General features: G+C 68.6%; 17 protein-coding genes. 13 read left to right on the top strand and 4 right to left on the bottom strand.

Annotation, left to right across the window (positions count from 1 at the left end; all coding sequences use genetic code 11):
- Nucleotides 1–9 precede the first annotated feature (9 nt).
- The 3 genes from mycP to ACFU8W_RS42365 all read left to right on the top strand — a co-directional run bounded on the left by mycP (nucleotide 10) and on the right by ACFU8W_RS42365 (nucleotide 2,222).
- Nucleotides 10–1,233 carry a type VII secretion-associated serine protease mycosin gene (mycP, locus tag ACFU8W_RS42375; RefSeq protein ID WP_384049724.1) on the top strand — a complete coding sequence of 408 codons (1,224 nt, stop codon included), beginning with the start codon at nucleotides 10–12 and terminating at the stop codon, nucleotides 1,231–1,233.
- Between the two features lie 266 nt (nucleotides 1,234–1,499).
- Nucleotides 1,500–1,850: a hypothetical protein gene (locus tag ACFU8W_RS42370; RefSeq protein ID WP_384049721.1), complete on the top strand. Its 351-nt coding sequence runs from the start codon at nucleotides 1,500–1,502 to the stop codon at nucleotides 1,848–1,850.
- A gap of 63 nt (nucleotides 1,851–1,913) precedes the next feature.
- Nucleotides 1,914–2,222 (top strand): WXG100 family type VII secretion target, encoded by a 309-nt coding sequence (locus ACFU8W_RS42365; RefSeq protein WP_384049719.1) that lies wholly within the window; start codon nucleotides 1,914–1,916, stop codon nucleotides 2,220–2,222.
- A 68-nt stretch (nucleotides 2,223–2,290) separates the two neighbouring features.
- On the opposite strand, the gene ACFU8W_RS42360 is transcribed toward ACFU8W_RS42365, so the two are convergent.
- Entirely contained in the window at nucleotides 2,291–2,524 is a 234-nt protein-coding gene (locus ACFU8W_RS42360) for a DUF397 domain-containing protein (RefSeq protein ID WP_266980877.1), read from the bottom strand.
- 191 nt (nucleotides 2,525–2,715) lie between these two features.
- Nucleotides 2,716–6,675, bottom strand: coding sequence for a type VII secretion protein EccCa (gene eccCa / locus ACFU8W_RS42355; RefSeq protein ID WP_384049716.1), 3,960 nt, complete (start codon nucleotides 6,673–6,675; stop codon nucleotides 2,716–2,718).
- A 187-nt stretch (nucleotides 6,676–6,862) separates the two neighbouring features.
- Here eccCa and eccD point away from each other — a divergent pair, with 187 nt between their 5' ends.
- From eccD to ACFU8W_RS42320, 7 genes are all read left to right on the top strand, one after another.
- Complete coding sequence (gene eccD, locus ACFU8W_RS42350; protein ID WP_384049713.1) at nucleotides 6,863–8,338, top strand: type VII secretion integral membrane protein EccD; 1,476 nt, start codon at nucleotides 6,863–6,865, stop codon at nucleotides 8,336–8,338.
- 292 nt (nucleotides 8,339–8,630) lie between these two features.
- The gene (gene rpsO, locus ACFU8W_RS42345; protein ID WP_266980871.1) at nucleotides 8,631–8,921 is read left to right on the top strand and encodes a 30S ribosomal protein S15; all 291 of its coding nucleotides are present in this window, start codon (nucleotides 8,631–8,633) and stop codon (nucleotides 8,919–8,921) included.
- 308 nt (nucleotides 8,922–9,229) lie between these two features.
- Nucleotides 9,230–11,443, top strand: a complete 2,214-nt coding sequence (locus ACFU8W_RS42340) for a polyribonucleotide nucleotidyltransferase (RefSeq protein WP_266980869.1) — start codon at nucleotides 9,230–9,232, stop codon at nucleotides 11,441–11,443.
- Nucleotides 11,440–12,819 carry a pitrilysin family protein gene (locus tag ACFU8W_RS42335; protein ID WP_345514416.1) on the top strand — a complete coding sequence of 460 codons (1,380 nt, stop codon included), beginning with the start codon at nucleotides 11,440–11,442 and terminating at the stop codon, nucleotides 12,817–12,819. Before ACFU8W_RS42340 ends, ACFU8W_RS42335 begins: the two co-directional genes overlap by 4 nt.
- A 24-nt stretch (nucleotides 12,820–12,843) precedes the next feature.
- Nucleotides 12,844–13,596, top strand: coding sequence for a 4-hydroxy-tetrahydrodipicolinate reductase (dapB, locus tag ACFU8W_RS42330; protein ID WP_345514414.1), 753 nt, complete (start codon nucleotides 12,844–12,846; stop codon nucleotides 13,594–13,596).
- Between the two features lie 14 nt (nucleotides 13,597–13,610).
- Entirely contained in the window at nucleotides 13,611–14,102 is a 492-nt protein-coding gene (locus tag ACFU8W_RS42325) for a tetratricopeptide repeat protein (protein ID WP_345514413.1), read from the top strand.
- A 64-nt stretch (nucleotides 14,103–14,166) separates the two neighbouring features.
- Complete coding sequence (locus ACFU8W_RS42320; RefSeq protein ID WP_384049708.1) at nucleotides 14,167–14,280, top strand: leucine zipper domain-containing protein; 114 nt, start codon at nucleotides 14,167–14,169, stop codon at nucleotides 14,278–14,280.
- Nucleotides 14,281–14,319: 39 nt separating this feature from the next.
- On the opposite strand, the gene ACFU8W_RS42315 is transcribed toward ACFU8W_RS42320, so the two are convergent.
- Entirely contained in the window at nucleotides 14,320–14,871 is a 552-nt protein-coding gene (locus ACFU8W_RS42315) for a hypothetical protein (protein WP_384049705.1), read from the bottom strand.
- Nucleotides 14,872–14,964: 93 nt separating this feature from the next.
- Complete coding sequence (locus tag ACFU8W_RS42310) at nucleotides 14,965–15,201, bottom strand: hypothetical protein (protein WP_345514411.1); 237 nt, start codon at nucleotides 15,199–15,201, stop codon at nucleotides 14,965–14,967.
- Between the two features lie 187 nt (nucleotides 15,202–15,388).
- On the opposite strand from ACFU8W_RS42310, the gene thyX reads away from it, so the two are divergent.
- The 3 genes from thyX (at nucleotide 15,389) to ACFU8W_RS42295 (ending at nucleotide 18,991) form a co-directional block, all read left to right on the top strand.
- The gene (gene thyX / locus ACFU8W_RS42305; RefSeq protein WP_345514409.1) at nucleotides 15,389–16,126 is read left to right on the top strand and encodes an FAD-dependent thymidylate synthase; all 738 of its coding nucleotides are present in this window, start codon (nucleotides 15,389–15,391) and stop codon (nucleotides 16,124–16,126) included.
- Between the two features lie 152 nt (nucleotides 16,127–16,278).
- Entirely contained in the window at nucleotides 16,279–17,178 is a 900-nt protein-coding gene (gene dapA / locus ACFU8W_RS42300) for a 4-hydroxy-tetrahydrodipicolinate synthase (RefSeq protein WP_345514408.1), read from the top strand.
- A 127-nt stretch (nucleotides 17,179–17,305) separates the two neighbouring features.
- Nucleotides 17,306–18,991 carry a ribonuclease J gene (locus tag ACFU8W_RS42295; protein WP_345514407.1) on the top strand — a complete coding sequence of 562 codons (1,686 nt, stop codon included), beginning with the start codon at nucleotides 17,306–17,308 and terminating at the stop codon, nucleotides 18,989–18,991.
- Nucleotides 18,992–19,255: the final 264 nt, after the last annotated feature.

The raw sequence follows: 19,255 nt of genomic DNA, 5'->3' as shown, positions 1-19,255 counted from the left end.
GAGGAACGAATGTTGTACCGGAAGACGGCCCTGCTGACGGCGGCCGGCGCCGCACTGGCCGCACTCGCGGCGCCGCACGCCGCATATGCCGCCGAAGACGCCCGGGGAACCGGTCGGCCGGCCCTGGACGGCAGCGGCGAATGCACGTTCCCGATGAAGAAGCAGTTCGCCGGCCGCCCCTGGTCGTTGCAGCGGGTCCTCCTCGACGAACTGTGGCAGGACACCAAGGGCAAGGGCGTCCGCGTCGCCGTCATCGACACCGGCGTCGACAACACCAACCCCCAGCTCCAGGACGCCGTCGACGCCTCCGCGGGCGCCGACTACCTGGAGGGCGGCACGAGCGACGGCACGGTCGACGAGGTCGGCCACGGCACCAAGGTCGCCGGCATCATCGCCGCTCGCCCCCGCAAGGGCACCGGCTTCGTCGGACTCGCCCCCGAGGCCACGATCGTCCCGATCCGCCAGAACGACGAGAAGAACAGTGGCAAGGACACCACGATGGCCACCGCGATCGATCATGCGATCGCCGAAGGGGCCCAGGTCATCAACATCTCCCAGGACACCACGAAGCCGCTGACACCCACATCCGCGCTGGGCAGGGCAGTGGCCAGGGCGCTCCACAAGAACATCGTCGTGGTCGCTTCCGCGGGCAACGACGGCATGGACGGCAAGCTGCGGAGCACCTATCCGGCGGCCTTCGAGGGCGTCCTCGCCGTCGCCTCGTCCGACCGCAACAACGAACGCGCCCCTTTCTCCCAGGCCGGTGCGTTCGTCGGCGTCGCCGCACCGGGTGTCGACATCGTCTCCACCGTCCCCGGCTACGGCCAGTGCACCGACAACGGCACCAGTTTCTCCGCTCCGTACGTGGCCGGGGTCGCCGCCCTGATGCGCGCCAAGTACCCGAAATGGACGGCCGCCCAGATCGTCGCCCGGATCGAACAGACCGCTGAACGCTCCGTCAACGGCCATGACGACTTCGTCGGCTGGGGCGTCGTCGACCCGGTCCGCGCACTCTCCGGCGACGACACCCCGCAGGACGCCGCGCACCCGGACGCGGGACCTCCGAAGGCCCAGGCCCCCGACCCGGCACGGCTGTCGATGTCCGAGACCTCGCAGGAGCGCAGCGAGCGGTATGCGACGTACGCACTGGTCCTGGCGGCCGTGCTGATCTCCGTGGTCGCCGGTACCGCGACCGTCGTCCGGGATCTCCGGCGACGGCGGGGTGTGCAGTGAGCGGTGAGCACACGTCCAGGTGAACTAACTCCTCTCTCGGAAAGTGCAGTTGGGGGGAGGCGGCGATGTGGCTAGGGTGGGAGCCGACTTCACGAATGTGACGGGGGAACGAGACGTGGTCGCATCCGGTCCAGGGGCGCGGAGACACCGCCGTACCTCTCCCGTCCCCGCACTTCCCCGACTCCGCACCAGGAGTACTCGGGGCCGGAAGAAAGCCTGGCCGCACGATGCGGTCGGGACCGGGAACTGAGAGATAGGACCTCCGGATGACCAACCCTTCAGGTGGTTTCGCACTCGCCGACGATCCGATCACCCAGGCGAAGAACAAGATCATCGAAACCGCGGGAGCGGTGTCCAGGCAGTCCAGGGAACTGGCCAACATCCTTGAGACGGCTGCCGCCGGATGGACCGGTGTCGGGGCGTCGGGATTCACTTCCGCACAGGTCATGATCAACGAGGACCACGACCAGATCCGCCGGATGCTCAACGTCCTTCTGAACGCGGTGAGCGAGACCAAGAACCTCAGCAACGCCAACGACGAGGAGGTCCGTGCGGCCTTCGGCGCGGTCAAGGGGCAGGCGTCGCCCGTCAACACCTCCGGGCTGAACGGCGTCTGAACGCGGCCGAACCACGCCGCAGCCCGCCTTCCGCACACCAGCCGAGCACCGAGGAGCAGACAGATGACCGGACAGGACCCGAACACCAAGGTCAGGTACGAGAGCGTCCAGGAGATGGCGAACCGCATCCGTGCGGTGTCGAAGAACATCGTCAAGGACCTGCAGGAGATGAACGCCGCGCTGAAGGTCGTCACCGACACCTGGGACGGCGAGGCCCACCGGGAGTATGTGGCACTCCAGCACAAGTACAGGGGCAGGGCCGATGACATGAAGGAGCGGCTGGAGGAGGTCGCGAAGATCATCGAGAACGGCAAGGACCACTACCGCGCGACGGACCTCAAGTCCTCGCGCGCGTTCACCGAGGCGTACTGACCGCGCACCACACACGGAGAAGGGGCACACTCACCGCAGCATGCCCCTTCCCCTGTCCGACACACGCCCTAGGTCAGGTCGAATTCGCCGTCCCGCGCGCCCAGGACGAAGGCCCGCCACTCGGCCTCCGTGTACCGCAGCACCGTCTCCGGATCGAGCGAGGACCGCATCGCCACCGCCCCGCCCGGCAGATGGGCGATCTCGACGCGCTCCTCGGCGTCTTCCGTACCGGGGGCACTCAGCCACTCCACCCCCGAGATGTCGAGTGCGTACAGCTCGTCCTTCTCCGCTTGTGTGCCCATCAGGTGCCTTTCCTCTCCCACGGCGGTACGTTGCGTCGCCCGTGTGCAGACTATCGCCGCTCCCACGCCCCACCGGGCCGGTATGGACAGCCTCCGCACCGCAGTGGTAGGGACCGCCCGGCCTGCACGCAGCCTCACCGGAGCATGCCTGCGACCCGGCTGCGGTTGCCCGCGGCGTGGCCCCCGTGGCTTCAGCGCAGCTCCGGCAGTCGCCCGATCTGCACCAGCGGGTTCCCCCGCCGCCGCGAGGCGAAGTAACCGCGTCCCGGTGGCATCCCATGCCCGCGCACCGAACCGATCAGATCGCCCTCGGACGGATCGCCGGACAGCACCACGCCCTGCGCCCCCAGCTCCTTGATGCGCTGCATGAACGACTCGTACATCGCCCGCGACGCCCCGGCCGAGTTGCGCGCGATGACGAACCGGACACCCGTGTCCCGTGCGAACGGCAGATACTCCGCCAGCGGGGCCAGCGGATTGCCCGCGTTCGTCGCCACCACGTCGTAGTCGTCGACGATGACGAAGATCTGCGGCCCGGTCCACCAGCTGCGGTCGCGCAACTGCTGCGGCGTGACATCCGTCGGCGGCTGCCGCCGAGCGAACACGCCGGCCAGCGCCTCCATATGCATCTGCATCGAGCTCGCCATCGGCGCGTACTCCAGCAGATGGCTCTCCGGCAGCGCACCCAGCAGGGCCCGCCGGTAGTCGCCGACGACGAGCTTCGCCTCGTCCGGGGAGTAGCGCTCCGAGATCTGCTTGGCGATCAGCCGCAGCAGGTTCGTCTTCCCCGATTCGCTCTCGCCGAAGACCAGAAAGAACGGATCCGTCTCGAAGTCGACGAACACCGGCTCCAGATCGGTCTCGTCGATCCCGATCGCGATGCCCCGCTGCGGGAACTCGAAGCCCTCCGGAAGCTGGTCGGCAGGCAGCTTGCGCGGCAGCAGGCGCACGGCAGGGGCCGCCGACCCCGCCCAGTTCGTCTTCACCGTCTCGACGAACGTCGCCGCGCCGTCGGCGAGATCGGCAGCGCTGCTGCTGGAGTCGATACGCGGCAGCGCCCCCATGAAGTGCAGCTTCTCCGGCACCTGACCACGGCCCGGGACACCCTGCGGCACGTTCACCGCGACCTTGCGGTCGAACTCGGAGTCCATGACATCGCCGAGCCGCAGTTCGAGCCGCCCGAGGATCTGGTCCTTCAGCGCGGCCCGCACCTCCATGTACCGGGCGGCCGTGATGACGACGTGGATGCCGTACCCGAGACCGCGCGCGGCGATGTCCGTGACGACGTGCTCCAGCATCTCGTACTCGGCCCGGAAGCCGCCCCAGCCGTCGACCACCAGGAAGACGTCGCCCCAGGCCTCACCGGGGAGTTCGCCGAGGGCCCGTTTGCGCCGGTAGGTGGCGACGGAGTCGATGGAGTGCGCACGGAAGAACTCCTCGCGCCTGCTCAGCACGCCGGCGACCTCCGCGACCGTACGCCGTACCCGCTCCGGGTCCAGTCGCGAGGCCACCCCGCCGACATGTGGCAGCTCCGCAAGCGACACCAGGCCGCCGCCACCGAAGTCGAGCCCGTAGAACTGCACTTCCCGCGGGGTGTGGGTCAGCGCGAACGACGAGATCAGCGTGCGCACCAGCGTCGACTTGCCGGACTGCGGACCGCCGACGACCATCATGTGGCCCGCCGCTCCCGAGAAGTCCCGGTACAGCACCTCGCGCCGCTGCTCGAAGGGCTTGTCGATCAGCCCGAGCGGAACGGTCAGTCCGCCAGGACGCGTGTACTCCGTAGAGGTGAATCCTCGCTCCGCGCTCGGCCCGAGCCCCGGCAGCAGCTGATCCAGCGTCGGCGCCCGGTCCAACGGCGGCAGCCACACCTGATGGGCGGGCACCCCCTGACCCTCAAGACGCCGCACGATCACATCGAGCACCGTGTCCGCGAGCGCGTCGTCCTCCGCCCCCGTCCGCGCGGCCACCACATGCGCCGGATCCGGCGCCGCGTGCACCACCGGCACCGGCAGCGCGCTGAACACTGCGGGCCGCCGCTCGATCGGCAGCGTCCCCACCGACAGGTCGGGACCACCTGTGCGGTACGTCCCCGACACGTACGCCGCCTTGAACCGGGTCATCTCGTCCGTACCGAACGTGAGATAGCCGGAGCCCGGAACCGACGGCAGGTGATACGCGTCGGGCACCCCCAGCGCCGTACGGGACTCGGCGGCCGAGAAGGTCCGCAGACCGATCCGGTAGGAGAGGTAGGTGTCGAGCCCGCGCAGCTTGCCCTCCTCCAGACGCTGCGAGGCGAGCAGCAGATGCACACCCAGCGACCGGCCGATGCGGCCGATCTGGATGAACATGTCGATGAAGTCCGGCTTGGCGGTCAGCAGTTCGCTGAATTCGTCGATGACCAGGACCAGAGAGGCCAGCGGCTCCAGAGCCGCTCCCGCCGCGCGCGCCTTCTCGTAGTCGTGGATGTTGGCGTAATTGCCGGCCGAGCGCAGCAGTTCCTGCCGGCGCTGCAGCTCACCGCGGATCGCGTCACCCATGCGGTCCACGAGCGTCAGATCGTCCGCCAGGTTGGTGATGACCGCCGCCACGTGCGGCATGTGCGACATCCCGGCGAACGTCGCACCGCCCTTGAAGTCCGCCAGCACGAAGTTGAGTGTCTCCGAGGAGTGTGTGACCGCGAGCCCCAGCACCAGTGTCCGCAGCAGCTCCGACTTGCCGGACCCCGTCGCACCGACACACAGCCCGTGCGGACCCATGCCCTCCTGCGCGGCCTCCTTCAGGTCCAGCATCACCGGCTGACCGTCCTCGCCGACCCCGATCGGTACCCGCAGCCGCTCCGAGACCGACCGAGGCCGCCAGGTGCGTGCCACGTCGACCGACCCCGCGTCGCCGAGGTTCAGCAGATCCGTGAAGTCCAGGTTGGCGAGCAGCGGTTCGTCGTCGTCGCCCCCGCCCATCCGCAGGGGTGCCAGCTGCCGGGCCAGCGCCTCCGCCGCCGGGAGCGACATCCCGTCCGGCACACCCTCGTACGCCAGACCCGCCCCCGACTCCAGGCGCAGCAGCCCGGGCCGCACCACCACGGAAAGACCGCCGCGCGGCTCGTCGAGCTCGGCGGACACCAGCTCGACGATCGTCACGCCCTGCAGCCCCTCGGCCGCAGCGAACAGGGAGTCCGGTGGCACCATCCCCCCGTCGAGCACCACCACGACGTGCGGCTGGTCCAGAAGCGGCCGGCTCTCCCGGCCGAACCGCGGCCGACCCTCCAGCCTGCTCGCCAACAGCTGTTCCAACTCGTTCAGATCATCGCTGAACAGCCGCTTCGTGCCGGCCCCGTCGATCTGCCCCGGAACCTGGACATGCGGAAGCCACTTCGTCCAGTCCCAGCGCGTCACCGCACCCGGCGCCGCCACCACGGCGACCAGCAGATCCTCGGGGGAGTGCAGCGTCACCAGCTGCGCGACCATCGCGCGCGCCGCCGACTGCGCCGCCTCGGGCTGACCGGAGACCGTCACGTGGTAGAACGCCCGCATCGACACGGCCATCGGCAGCCCGTCCAACGACCCGTGCACCGCGAGGAACTGCTGCATCGCCCCGGCGCACATCGGTTCCAGCTCATCCACCGGAGCCGTGTCCGGAGCGACCAGCGGAGTCGACAGCTGCTGCGCCCCGAGGCCGACCCGCACCTGCCCGAAGTCCTTGTCCCCGACCCGTCGTTCCCACACCCGGCTGCCCTCGGCGACCACCGACCACAACTGCTCGGGGGCGGGCTGCAGATACAGCTGTACGTCACGCTGGGCGCGTGCGGTCCGACGCACCGTACGCCGTGTCTGCGCCAAATATTTGAGGTAGTCGCGCCGCGCATCTGCCATTTGCCCCTGCGTACCGCGGCGGTACCGGACCAGCTGCGCGACCACCATTCCGACGGTCGAGACAAGCATCAGAACGCCCATGATCCGCATGAACGGAGGGGCCTGCGGAGAGAAGAAGAAGACCACCGACGACCCCATGCCGAGCACCGGCAGGATCTGCATCAGCATGCCCTCCTGCTGACCGCGCGGCAGCTCGGGAGGGGCCTCCAACGTCAATTCGTCCATGGGCAGTTCCGGCGGCAGTGACCGCGGAGCTCGCTTCACGACGATCTGGCTCACCGGAACACCAATCCCTCGGAACGGACGGGCGGAAGGCCGATCGGACCGGCGCCGGACCCCCCGTGGCTGGCTCTGCGCGCGAACGTCCCTCCGCGCGACGGCGATCCTACTTGCCGATGACCTTCATCCCTCCCGGTAGGGTGGCGCGCGCACTGTGCGCAACCGCGAATCAGGGGGGACCAGACACGTGAGTTCGACTGCAGCGACGGGCTTCTGCCGCGTCACTGTCGTGGCGCCCGACAGCCGTATCGATGTCGCTCTTCCGGTGGACATCGCCGTCGCCGACGTCTACCCGGAGATCCTCCGGCTCACCGGTCAGACCCAGCCGGTCGGTACCCCGGCCGGCTACCACCTCGTACGCCGCGACGGGACCGTCCTCGACGGCGCGCGCACCCTCGCCGCCCAGCAGGTGCTCGACGGTGAACTCCTCAGCCTTCGCCCGTTCGCACAGTCGCTGCCCCCGGCCGTCTTCGACGACGTCGCGGACGCCGTCGCCTCGGCCGTCACCCGCGACCGGCACCTGTGGAGCGACGAACTGCTGCGCGGCGCCGGTCTGGTGGGCGGCGTCCTGCTCCTCGTGCTGATGGGTTTCGTCCTCTGGTTCGCCGACCCCCTACGGCACGACATGCACAGCCTGCCCGGCATCATCGCGGGCTGCGCCGGACTGCTGCTGACCGCGTACGCGGGGGTACGCGCCCGGGTCTACGCGGACCGCGCCACCGCCGTCGCCCTCGGCCTCGGCGCCCTGCCCCTCGTGCTCATCGCGGGCTCCGGCATCATCGGCCCGGACGCCGGCCAGGGCCCCGGCCGTCTCCAGTTCCTGCTCGGCTGCGTCGCCGTGCTCATCGCCTCGGTCGTCCTCGTCGCCCTCACTCCCAGCGGCGACGCCCCGTTCGTCGCGACGACCTTCCTCGCCACCGTCGGCACCCTCGCCACCTTCGTCGCGATCCTCACCGAGTCCTCCGCCACCGGCACCGCCGCGGTCTGCGCCCCGGTCGCCCTCGGACTCGTCGCCTTCCTGCCCGGTCTCTCCGCCCGCTTCGCCCGGCTGCCCATCGGCTACGCGTCGCCGCGCACCGCCCCCGCCGGATACGACGACACCTTCGCCGACCCGAACACCGTCCCCGAGGGCGCCCCCGTCGACGCCGACCGCATCGCGGCCCAGGCCCGCCGGGGTCACGAGATGCTGCTCGGCCTGGTCGGCGGCTGCGCCGCGGTCGTCGTCGGGTCCGCTGCCGTCCTCGGATTCTCCGACAACATCTGGGGACAGTTCCTCGCTCTCGCCACCGGCCTCGCGATGCTGCTGCGCGCCCGCCTCTTCCGCTACACGTCACAGGTGGCCTGCGTTCTGGTGGCGGGCATCGGCGCGATCGCCCTGCTGATCCTCGGCCTCTGCCTGAACCCGCCGGTCGACCTGCTGTACGAGCTGGCCCGCTACGGCGACCGCGGCTCCCTGGACATCCGTACGATCTGGCTCTCCGCCGCCGTGGCCGCAGGCGCCACCTTGCTCACCGCGATCGGCCTGATCGTTCCGCGGAAGGGACTCTCCCCGTTCTGGGGCCGCCTCCTCGACCTCACGGAGGGCGCCCTTCTCCTCTCCCTGGTCCCGCTCTGCCTGGCCGTACTGGACATCTTCGCCAGAGCCAGGGCCCTGACCGGCTAGTGCTGCGACCGGAAAGGTTTGCCCCGGGACAAGGCTTGCCGGGAGGGGCACTGGATCAAGCCCGTCCCGCGACCGAGGACACCCTGCGCCGGGGCGTCTCCAGGGGCACCGAACCCCCAGGCATCCCGGCTCCTCCGGCCTGGTACGCTGTGTGACGGCCGTTTGTGTACGCGCCCCCGGATCATCCTGAGGGCTGCGCTCATCGGACCTTCGCCCCCGAGTAACGGAAGACCCCCTGAGATCAAGACCAGGGGCACTCGCGGGCGCATCGAACATCAAAGAGGAGTACCGCGTGTCGCTCGACGCCGCTACGAAGAAGCAGATCATGTCCGAGTTCGCCACCAAGGAGGGTGACACCGGTTCCCCCGAGGTCCAGGTGGCCATGCTCTCCCGCCGGATCTCGGACCTGACGGAGCACCTCAAGGTCCACAAGCACGACCACCACTCCCGTCGTGGTCTGCTGATCCTGGTCGGTCAGCGTCGCCGCCTCCTGCAGTACCTGGCCAAGAAGGACATCCAGCGCTTCCGTGCCCTGGTCGACCGCCTCGGCATCCGCCGCGGTGCGGCCGGCGGCGCCAAGTAAGACGCCGTGAAGGGAGCGGTTCCCACGACTGAGGGAGCCGCTCCCTTTGCTGTATGCACGGGACGTGTCCGGCTCGCCCGGACGACCGGAATGCCAAGCTGAGCCGATTCTCAGTAACCTGGTCCCAGAACGTCCTACAGACGAGTGAGAAGCAGCCTCCCCGCCGCCGGTCCTCGGTAGTGGCCCCCGGACACTGCAACCCGGGTGCTTCGATCGAAGACCGGCCCGCCGATGGAGGGCTTCTCCGCACCGTCCCCCGCCACACGGGCGTGGGGGCGAGAAGACGATATGTATCGGAGAAAACGCTAGTGGAGAACGAGACCCACTACGCCGAGGCCGTTATCGACAACGGAACCTTCGGCACCCGCACCATCCGCTTCGAGACGGGCCGCCTGGCCAAGCAGGCCGCCGGCTCCGCCGTTGCGTACCTGGACGACGACACCATGGTGCTGTCGGCCACCACCGCGTCCAAGAAGCCCAAGGACCAGCTGGACTTCTTCCCCCTCACGGTCGACGTCGAGGAGCGGCAGTACGCCGCCGGCAAGATCCCCGGCTCCTTCTTCCGCCGCGAGGGCCGCCCCTCCGAGGATGCCATCCTCACCTGCCGCCTGATCGACCGGCCGCTGCGCCCCTCCTTCAAGAAGGGCCTGCGCAACGAGATCCAGATCGTCGAGACGATCATGGCGCTCAACCCCGACCACCTGTACGACGTGGTCGCGATCAACGCCGCCTCCTGCTCCACGCAGCTGGCGGGCCTGCCCTTCTCCGGCCCGATCGGTGGCACCCGTGTCGCCCTGATCAAGGGCCAATGGGTCGCCTTCCCGACGCACACCGAGCTCGAGGACGCCGTCTTCGACATGGTCGTCGCCGGTCGCGTCCTCGAGGACGGCGACGTTGCGATCATGATGGTCGAGGCCGAGGCCACCGAGAAGACCATCCAGCTCGTCAAGGACGGCGCCGAGGCCCCGACCGAAGAGATCGTCGCCGCCGGTCTCGAGGCCGCGAAGCCGTTCATCAAGGTCCTGTGCAAGGCCCAGTCGGACCTCGCCGCCAAGGCTGCCAAGCCCACCGGCGACTTCCCGGTCTTCCTCGACTACCAGGACGACGTCCTGGAGGCGCTCACCGCCGCCGTCAGCACCGAGCTCGCCAAGGCGCTCACCATCGCCGGCAAGCAGGAGCGCGAGGCGGAGCTGGACCGCATCAAGGAGATCGCCGGCGAGAAGCTGCTCCCGCAGTTCGAGGGCCGCGAGAAGGAGATCTCCGGTGCCTACCGCGCGCTGACCAAGAAGCTGGTCCGCGAGCGCGTCATCAAGGACAAGGTCCGCATCGACGGCCGTGGCGTCACGGACATCCGTACGCTCGCCGCCGAGGTCGAGGCCATCCCGCGCGTGCACGGCTCGGCGCTGTTCGAGCGTGGCGAGACCCAGATCCTGGGCGTCACCACCCTCAACATGCTCCGCATGGAGCAGCAGCTGGACACCCTCTCCCCGGTGACCCGCAAGCGCTACATGCACAACTACAACTTCCCGCCGTACTCCGTCGGTGAGACCGGCCGCGTGGGCTCGCCCAAGCGCCGCGAGATCGGCCACGGTGCGCTCGCCGAGCGCGCCATCGTGCCGGTGCTGCCGTCGCGCGAGGAGTTCCCCTACGCGATCCGTCAGGTCTCCGAGGCGCTGGGCTCCAACGGCTCGACGTCCATGGGCTCGGTCTGCGCCTCCACCATGTCGCTGCTGAACGCAGGTGTGCCCCTCAAGGCCGCCGTCGCCGGTATCGCCATGGGTCTGATCTCCCAGGAGATCGATGGCAAGACCCACTACGTCGCCCTGACCGACATCCTCGGTGCCGAGGACGCGTTCGGTGACATGGACTTCAAGGTCGCCGGTACGAAGCAGTTCGTCACCGCGCTCCAGCTCGACACCAAGCTCGACGGCATCCCCGCCTCGGTCCTGGCCGCCGCGCTGAAGCAGGCCCGTGACGCCCGCCTCCACATCCTCGATGTGATGAACGAGGCCATCGACGTCCCGGACGAGATGTCCCCGAACGCCCCGCGGATCATCACGGTCAAGATCCCGGTGGACAAGATCGGTGAGGTCATCGGCCCCAAGGGCAAGATGATCAACCAGATCCAGGAGGACACCGGCGCCGACATCACGATCGAGGACGACGGCACCATCTACATCGGTGCCCAGCAGGGCTCGCAGGCCGAGGCCGCCCGCGCCACGATCAACGCGATCGCCAACCCGACCATGCCGGAGGTCGGCGAGCGTTACCTGGGTACGGTCGTCAAGACCACCACCTTCGGTGCGTTCGTCTCCCTCATGCCGGGCAAGGACGGCCTGCTGCACATCTCGCAGATCCGCAAGCTCGCCGGTGGCAAGCGTGTGGAGAACGTCGAGGACGTAGTCGCGGTCGGAGCCAAGGTCCAGGTCGAGATCGCCGAGATCGACTCCCGCGGCAAGCTCTCCCTCATCCCCGTGATCGAGGGCGAAGAGGACGAGAAGAAGGACGACGCCGCCAAGTGACGTCCCGTAGTTCCGTGACGACGGCCCGCGCCTCCTTCGAGGCGCGGGCCGTCGCCCGTACCCAAACGCTTCTCAAGGGCAGCAACGGCGTCGGCACCGTCCGCCGCACGGTCCTCCCCGGCGGTCTGCGGATCGTCACCGAGACCCTGCCCTCCGTACGCTCCGCCACCTTCGGGATCTGGGCCAACGTCGGATCACGCGACGAGACACCCACGCTGAACGGCGCGACGCACTACCTCGAGCACCTTCTGTTCAAGGGCACGGACCGGCGCAGTGCCCTCGACATATCGTCCGCGATCGACGCGGTCGGCGGCGAGATGAACGCCTTCACGGCGAAGGAGTACACCTGCTATTACGCGCGGGTCCTCGACACCGACCTGCCGTTGGCCATCGATGTCGTCTGCGACATGCTGACCGGCTCGCTGATCGCCCCCGAGGATGTCGACGCCGAGCGCGGCGTCATCCTCGAAGAGATCGCGATGACCGAGGACGACCCGGGCGACTGCGTGCACGACCTGTTCGCGCACACGATGCTCGGCGACACCCCCCTCGGCCGCCCGGTCCTCGGCACCGTCGACACGATCAACGCGCTCAGCCGCGGCCAGATCGCCCGCTTCTACAAGAAGCACTACGACCCGACCCACCTGGTCGTCGCCGCGGCGGGCAATGTCGACCACGCCACGGTCGTCCGCCAGGTCCGCCGGGCCTTCGAGCGGGCCGGCGCGCTGACCCGCACCGACGCCGTCCCGGTCGCACCGCGCCAGGGCTCCCGCCCCCTGCGCACAGCAGGCCGGGTCGAGGTACTGAACCGGAAGACCGAGCAGGCCCACGTCGTCCTCGGCATGCCCGGTCTGGCCCGCACCGACGAGCGCCGCTGGGCACTCGGGGTACTCAACACCGCACTCGGCGGCGGCATGAGCTCCCGCCTCTTCCAGGAGGTACGGGAGAAGCGCGGCCTCGCCTACAGCGTGTATTCGTACACCTCGGGCTTCGCCGACTGCGGACTCTTCGGCGTGTACGCGGGCTGCCGGCCCAGCCAGGTCCACGATGTCCTGAAGATCTGCCGTGACGAGCTCGACCGGGTAGCGTCCGACGGACTGAGCGACGAGGAGATCGGCCGCGCCATCGGCCAGCTCTCCGGCTCCACCGTCCTCGGCCTGGAGGACACCGGTGCGCTGATGAACCGTATCGGCAAGAGCGAGCTGTGCTGGGGCGAGCAGCTGTCGGTCGACGACCTGCTCTCCCGGATGGCGCAGGTCACCCCCGATGACGTCCGGGCGGTGGCCGGCGAAGTCCTCGGACAGCGACCGTCGCTCTCCGTCATCGGTCCGCTGAAGGACAAGCAGGCCGGCCGCCTCGACGAAGCGGTCTCCTAACCCCACCCGTAAGGAAGCAGAGCAATGAGCAAGCTGCGCGTGGCCGTTCTCGGCGCCAAGGGCCGCATCGGATCGGCAGCCGTACGAGCCGTCGAGGCGGCCGACGACATGGAACTGGTGGCCGCTCTCGGCCGAGGCGACAAGCTGGAGACCCTCACCGAGAACGACGCCCAGGTCGTGGTCGAACTCACCACGCCCGGGTCGGTGATGGGGAACCTCGACTTCTGCATCCGGCACGGCATCCACGCGGTCGTCGGCACCACCGGCTGGACCGACGAGCGGCTCGCGCAGCTGAACACCTGGCTCTCCGCCTCCCCGGAGACCGGTGTGCTCATCGCGCCGAACTTCTCCATCGGCGCGGTCCTCACCATGAAGTTCGCCGAGCAGGCAGCCCGCTACTTCGAGTCCGTCGAGGTCATCGAACTGCATCACCCCAACAAGGTCGACGCTCCGTCCGGCACTGCCACCCGCACCGCCCAGCTGATCGCCGAGGCCCGGCGAAAGGCCGGTTGCGCCCCGCAGCCGGACGCCACGGCCACGGCGCTCGACGGCGCCCGCGGCGCGGACGTGGACGGGGTCCCGGTCCACGCGATCCGGCTCCGCGGGCTCCTGGCTCACCAGGAGGTGCTGCTCGGCGGCGAGGGGGAGACCCTCACCATCCGCCACGATTCCCTGCACCACAGCAGCTTCATGCCGGGCATCCTGCTCGGCGCGCGCCGCGTGGCGACCACTCCGGGCCTCACCTTCGGCCTGGAACACTTCCTCGACCTGAATTGACTGAGCCCACCGCCATGCGCGCAAAGATCACTTATCTCGTCACCGCTGCCGTCCTGGTCTTCTACTTCGTCCTGGTCGGCAGCCGTGGCCTGCTGCTCATCGAGCACGGCACGCTGATCACGGTCACCTTCGGGGTCGCGGTACTGATCCTGCCGGTGATCGGTATCTGGTTCCTCTGGAAGAACACCCAGTTCGTCCGCAGGGCCAACGCCCTCGCCGCCGAACTCGAATCCGAGGGCGGCCTGCCGGTCGACGAACTGGTCCGCACCCCGGGAGGCCGTATCGACCGCGACTCGGCCGACGCGGTGTTCGCACGGCGCCGCGAGGAGACCGAGGACTCCCCGGACGACTGGCGCTGCTGGTTCCGCCTCGCCGTCGCCTATCAGGACGCCCGGGACACCCCGCGCGCCCGCAAGGCCATGCAGCGCGCCATCGCCCTGCACATGAGCCCGAGGCCGACGGGCGCACCGGGCTCGTCCGCCACCTCGGTCCCGTCCGGCGACTGAGGAGACGTTCGAGCCCGTACGGCGTCCGAGGAAGGAACCGGACGCCGTACACCATGTCCAAGCCGTGGCCGAGGCGGGTGTCTCGCGCACGACGGCTCACATGTGGGTAGGCAGGTTCGTCGCGGAGGGCGAAGCGGATCCGGCCGACCGGTCCAGCCGGCCTCGTTCGGCCCGGTGATCTGCCACTACTTCAAACGAAGGCCCTACGGGACAGCCCTCAGCCGCGCCGGTACTCGTCTCCCCATGCCTCGATCGTGTCGGCGGCCCGGTCGAACGCCTCGCCACGCCCGAGGAAGTCCGCGTTGCAGTCGGTGAGCAGCGGCGGCACGGCCTCGCCACCCTTCCGTACGACGATCAGGGCCTGACCCTGCACGGTGCGGGGGAAGCCGAGCCACCTCACCGGCTGCTGCACCGTACGAACCGTGGCGGCCCGGCTCCACGACACGGTCGTCGTCACGAAGAAGCCCACCCGCCGTACACCGTGCCGGCTGACCCAGGCACCCATCCGCAGCAGTCGCAGGGCGCAGAAGATCATCACAAGGGCGAGGCCGACACATAGGGAAGCCCCGGGCAACGCCCCGGCAAACGCGATGATCATGCCCGCGATGAGCACGAACGAGGCGAGCAACAACAGGGTGGCCGCCGCCGCGACCCGCCACGGCCCGGGGCGGTAGGGGCGCCGCCAGCTGTCGTGGTCGTCGAACGGCAGCGCAATGTCCTCAGCGCTCGCGTCAAACGCGCGGTCGGCCGTCAGAAAGGGCAGGGGCACGACTGATCCTCACTCACAAGCACGCTCGATTGCTGTGCCCGGTGAGGCTACCGAGCGGGCCCCCGCCCCTACCACCCCAGGGGTCCGTACGAGTCAGCGGTGGGCGGCCTCGGTCTGCTGGCTGTGCGACGGAGTCTGCTCCGGGGCGAGGGCCGGAAGGCCGAGGAGCAGCGATCCGACGAGACCGGCGATCACGGTCAGCCCCACGAGGGAGCGGGCCGCCAGCTGGGAGACGGTGGCGCGCTCCCGGGGCGGCGGGGCGACATTGCTGCGGAATCGGTCGGCCTCGGCCACGAAAGCGAACGGGACGGCTTCACGCCGGCGGAACATGAGGAAGCTCTCCTTGAACTCTGATAGAGGCGGTGTTATTGAGTCAGACGCACGGCGGGCCCGTTCGGTGCCCCGAATCGCCGAATTCGCCGAAGAAATCCTCGGACGGACCTTGTGAGGCTCGTTGTCGGTGGCGGCCCGTAGAGTGGGCGCCGCCCGAGCGACGCAATTGGAAGGACCCCCGCCGGTGACCGAGACCCCCGAGCCCGCAAAGCCCAGCTTCCGCAGCGATGTGACCGTCGAGCTGGTGAAGCACTCCGCGGCCGACTCCGACGTCCTGTTCGCCGCCCGTGTCTCCACGGCCGGAGAGCAGTCCCTCGAAGAGGTCACGAAGGACCCGGAGCGCTCGAAAGGGCTCATCAACTTCCTGATGCGGGACCGTCACGGTTCCCCGTTCGAGCACAACTCGATGACGTTCTTCATCAGCGCACCGATCTTCGTGTTCCGCGAGTTCATGCGCCACCGCGTCGGCTGGTCGTACAACGAGGAATCGGGCCGCTACAGGGAGCTGGAGCCGGTCTTCTACGTTCCCGGTGAGGCCCGCAAGCTCGTCCAGCAGGGCCGCCCCGGCAAGTACGAGTTCGTCGAGGGCACCGCGGCCCAGCAGGAGCTCACCGGCCGCGTGATGGAGGACTCGTACCGCCAGGCGTACGAGGCGTACCAGGAGATGCTCGCCGCCGGCGTCGCGCGCGAGGTCGCCCGGGCCGTGCTCCCGGTCGGCCTGTTCTCGTCGATGTATGCCACGTGCAACGCGCGTTCGCTGATGCACTTCCTCGGTCTGCGCACCCAGCACGAGCTGGCGAAGGTCCCGTCCTTCCCGCAGCGTGAGATCGAAATGGTCGGCGAACAGATGGAGGACCACTGGGCTCGGCTCATGCCGCTCACCCATGCAGCCTTCAACAAGAATGGACGCGTAGCTCCGTAGGCGGTGTCCGTATTGCGACGTTTCGTGAAGTTCATCTAGGCTGATCAAACGGACCCGGCACTGCTTGAACCCCCGAGCAGGCAGTGCCGGGCTCCTCTCCCTTGTCCCCCCGAGGGACCACCGGGCGCTGAGCAGCGAGTAGCGTGTTACCCATGGCTCCGATCTCCACTCCGCAGACTCCCTTCGGGCGGGTCCTCACCGCCATGGTCACGCCCTTCACGGCGGACGGCGCACTCGACCTCGACGGCGCCCAGCGGCTCGCCGCCCACCTGGTGGACGCAGGCAATGACGGCCTGATCATCAACGGCACCACCGGCGAGTCCCCGACCACCAGTGACGCGGAGAAAGACCAGCTCGTACGGGCGGTCCTGGAAGCTGTAGGGGACCGGGCCCATGTCGTCGCCGGCATCGGTACCAACGACACCCGCCACAGCATCGAGCTCGCCCGCACGGCCGAGCGCTCCGGCGCGCACGGTCTTCTCGCGGTCACGCCGTACTACAACAAGCCGCCGCAGGAAGGTATCTTCCGCCACTTCACGGCGATCGCGGACGCCACCGGTCTCCCGGTGATGCTCTACGACATTCCCGGTCGCAGCGGTGTGCCGATCGACACAGAGACACTGGTACGGCTCGCCGAGCACCCGCGAATCGTCGCCAACAAGGACGCCAAGGGTGACCTCGGCCGCGCAAGCTGGGCCATCGCCCGGTCCGGCCTCGCCTGGTACTCGGGCGACGACATGCTGAACCTCCCGCTGCTCTCGGTCGGCGCAGTCGGCTTCGTCTCCGTCGTCGGCCATGTCGTCACCCCCGACCTGCGCGCCCTCATCGAGGCGTACCTCGGCGGCGACGTCCAGAAGGCCACCGAGATCCACCAGAAGCTCCTGCCGGTCTTCACCGGCATGTTCCGCACCCAGGGTGTGATCACCACCAAGGCCGCGCTGGCGCTCCAGGGCCTGCCCGCAGGCCCGCTGCGCCTCCCTCTGGTGGAACTCACCGCACAGGAAGCGGCCCAGCTCAAGATCGACCTCGCCGCCGGTGGGGTACAGCTGTAACCACAGACTTCACAACTGAATAAGCGAAGAACACTCACAAGAGCGACGTCAGAGAACAGCAAGTGCACGAATGACACGCACGCCACGTGCCTCAGCGGTACGTGGCGTGCGTGGTAAGGAGAGTCTTTTGAGTCATCCGCATCCCGAACTCGGCACCCCGCCGAAGCTCCCGAAGGGTGGCCTCCGCGTCACCCCGCTCGGCGGCCTCGGCGAAATCGGCCGCAACATGACGGTTTTCGAGTATGGCGGCCGCCTGCTCATCGTCGACTGCGGAGTGCTCTTCCCCGAGGAGGAGCAGCCCGGAATCGACCTGATCCTGCCCGACTTCTCGACGATCCGGGACCGCCTCGACGACGTCGAGGGCATCGTCCTCACGCACGGCCACGAGGACCACATCGGTGGCGTCCCGTATCTGCTTCGCCTGAAGCCGGACATCCCGCTCATCGGTTCCAAGCTGACCCTCGCACTGATCGAGGCGAAGCTTCAGGAGCACCGGATCCGTCCGTACACCCTTGAGGTGGCAGAGGGCCAGCGCGAGCGCATCGGCGTCTTCGACTGCGAGTTCATCGCGGTCAACCACTCCATCCCGGATGCCCTCGCGGTCGCCATCCGCACCCCCGCGGGCATGGCCGTCGCGACCGGTGACTTCAAGATGGACCAGCTCCCGCTGGACGGCCGGCTCACCGACCTGCACGCCTTCGCCCGGCTGAGCGAGGAAGGCATCGACCTCCTCCTCTCCGACTCGACGAATGCAGAGGTGCCCGGCTTCGTACCGCCCGAGCGGGACATCTCCAACGTCCTGCGTACGGTCTTCGCGAACGCCCAGAAGCGCATCATCGTGGCGAGCTTCGCCAGCCACGTGCACCGCATTCAGCAGATCCTGGACGCAGCACACGAGTACGGCCGCCGGGTCGCCTTCGTCGGCCGCTCGATGGTCCGCAACATGGGCATCGCCCGCGACCTCGGTTATCTGAAGGTCCCCGCGGGCCTGGTCGTCGACGTCAAGACCCTCGACGACCTGCCGGACGACGAGGTCGTGCTGGTCTGCACGGGCTCGCAGGGCGAGCCGATGGCCGCACTGTCCCGGATGGCCAACCGCGACCACCAGATCCGGATCGTCCAGGGCGACACGGTGATCCTGGCGTCGTCCCTGATCCCGGGCAATGAGAACGCGGTCTACCGCGTGATCAACGGCCTGACCCGCTGGGGCGCCAACGTCGTCCACAAGGGCAACGCCAAGGTCCATGTCTCGGGCCATGCCTCGGCCGGCGAGCTCCTGTACTTCTACAACATCTGCAAGCCGAAGAACTTGATGCCGGTGCACGGCGAATGGCGCCACCTGCGGGCCAACGCCGAACTGGGCGCCCTTACCGGTGTTCCCAAGGACCACATCGTCATCGCCGAGGATGGTGTCGTGGTCGACCTCATCGACGGCAAGGCCAAGATCGTCGGCAAGGTGCAGGCGGGTTACGTGTACGTCGACGGCCTCTCGGTCGGGGACGTCACCGAGACCTCCCTCAAGGACCGCCGCATCCTCGGCGACGAAGGCATCATTTCGGTCTTCATCGTGGTCGACAGCTCTTCCGGCAAGATCACGGGCGGCCCCGACATCCATGCCAGGGGTTCCGGTATCGACGACGCGGCATTCAGCGCCGTCGTACCGAAGATCGAGGAAGCGATCAACAAGTCCGCCCAGGACGGCGTGATGGAGCCGCACCAGCTGCAGCAGCTCGTCCGCCGCACGGTGGGCAAGTGGGTCTCCGACACCTACCGTCGGCGCCCGATGATCCTCCCCGTGGTCGTCGAGGTCTGACCCTCCGACAGGCGCGAACTCCGGAGCGGGGTCCCCGATTTGCATCGGGGGCCCCGCTCCAGTACGTTTACGGCTCCGCCTGATTGGGAAGCAGCTCGCACACTTGTGCGCAGAGGCCGCCCCGAGCGGGGCGGAAATTCCGACTCAGAACTTCTGATAAAGTCGGGTCCGCCGAAAGGCAAAGGCCACTCCAAAGGCCACCGGAATCAAATTCGGACCGGAAACGGAAACGAAAAAGAGTCTGGTAAGGTTGGAACCGCCGGA

Source organism: Streptomyces sp. NPDC057565 (genome assembly GCF_042801455.1).
Lineage (GTDB): Bacteria > Actinomycetota > Actinomycetes > Streptomycetales > Streptomycetaceae > Streptomyces > Streptomyces yanii.
This window is presented reverse-complemented; position numbering and strand designations above follow the sequence as displayed.

Coding starts and splice junctions, on each gene's coding strand:
- mycP (WP_384049724.1), top strand. CDS start 10: ATGTTGTACCGGAAGACGGCCCTGCTGACGGCGGCCGGCGCCGCACTG.
- ACFU8W_RS42370 (WP_384049721.1), top strand. CDS start 1,500: ATGACCAACCCTTCAGGTGGTTTCGCACTCGCCGACGATCCGATCACC.
- ACFU8W_RS42365 (WP_384049719.1), top strand. CDS start 1,914: ATGACCGGACAGGACCCGAACACCAAGGTCAGGTACGAGAGCGTCCAG.
- ACFU8W_RS42360 (WP_266980877.1), bottom strand. CDS start 2,524: ATGGGCACACAAGCGGAGAAGGACGAGCTGTACGCACTCGACATCTCG.
- dapB (WP_345514414.1), top strand. CDS start 12,844: ATGAGCAAGCTGCGCGTGGCCGTTCTCGGCGCCAAGGGCCGCATCGGA.
- ACFU8W_RS42325 (WP_345514413.1), top strand. CDS start 13,611: ATGCGCGCAAAGATCACTTATCTCGTCACCGCTGCCGTCCTGGTCTTC.
- ACFU8W_RS42310 (WP_345514411.1), bottom strand. CDS start 15,201: ATGTTCCGCCGGCGTGAAGCCGTCCCGTTCGCTTTCGTGGCCGAGGCC.
- dapA (WP_345514408.1), top strand. CDS start 16,279: ATGGCTCCGATCTCCACTCCGCAGACTCCCTTCGGGCGGGTCCTCACC.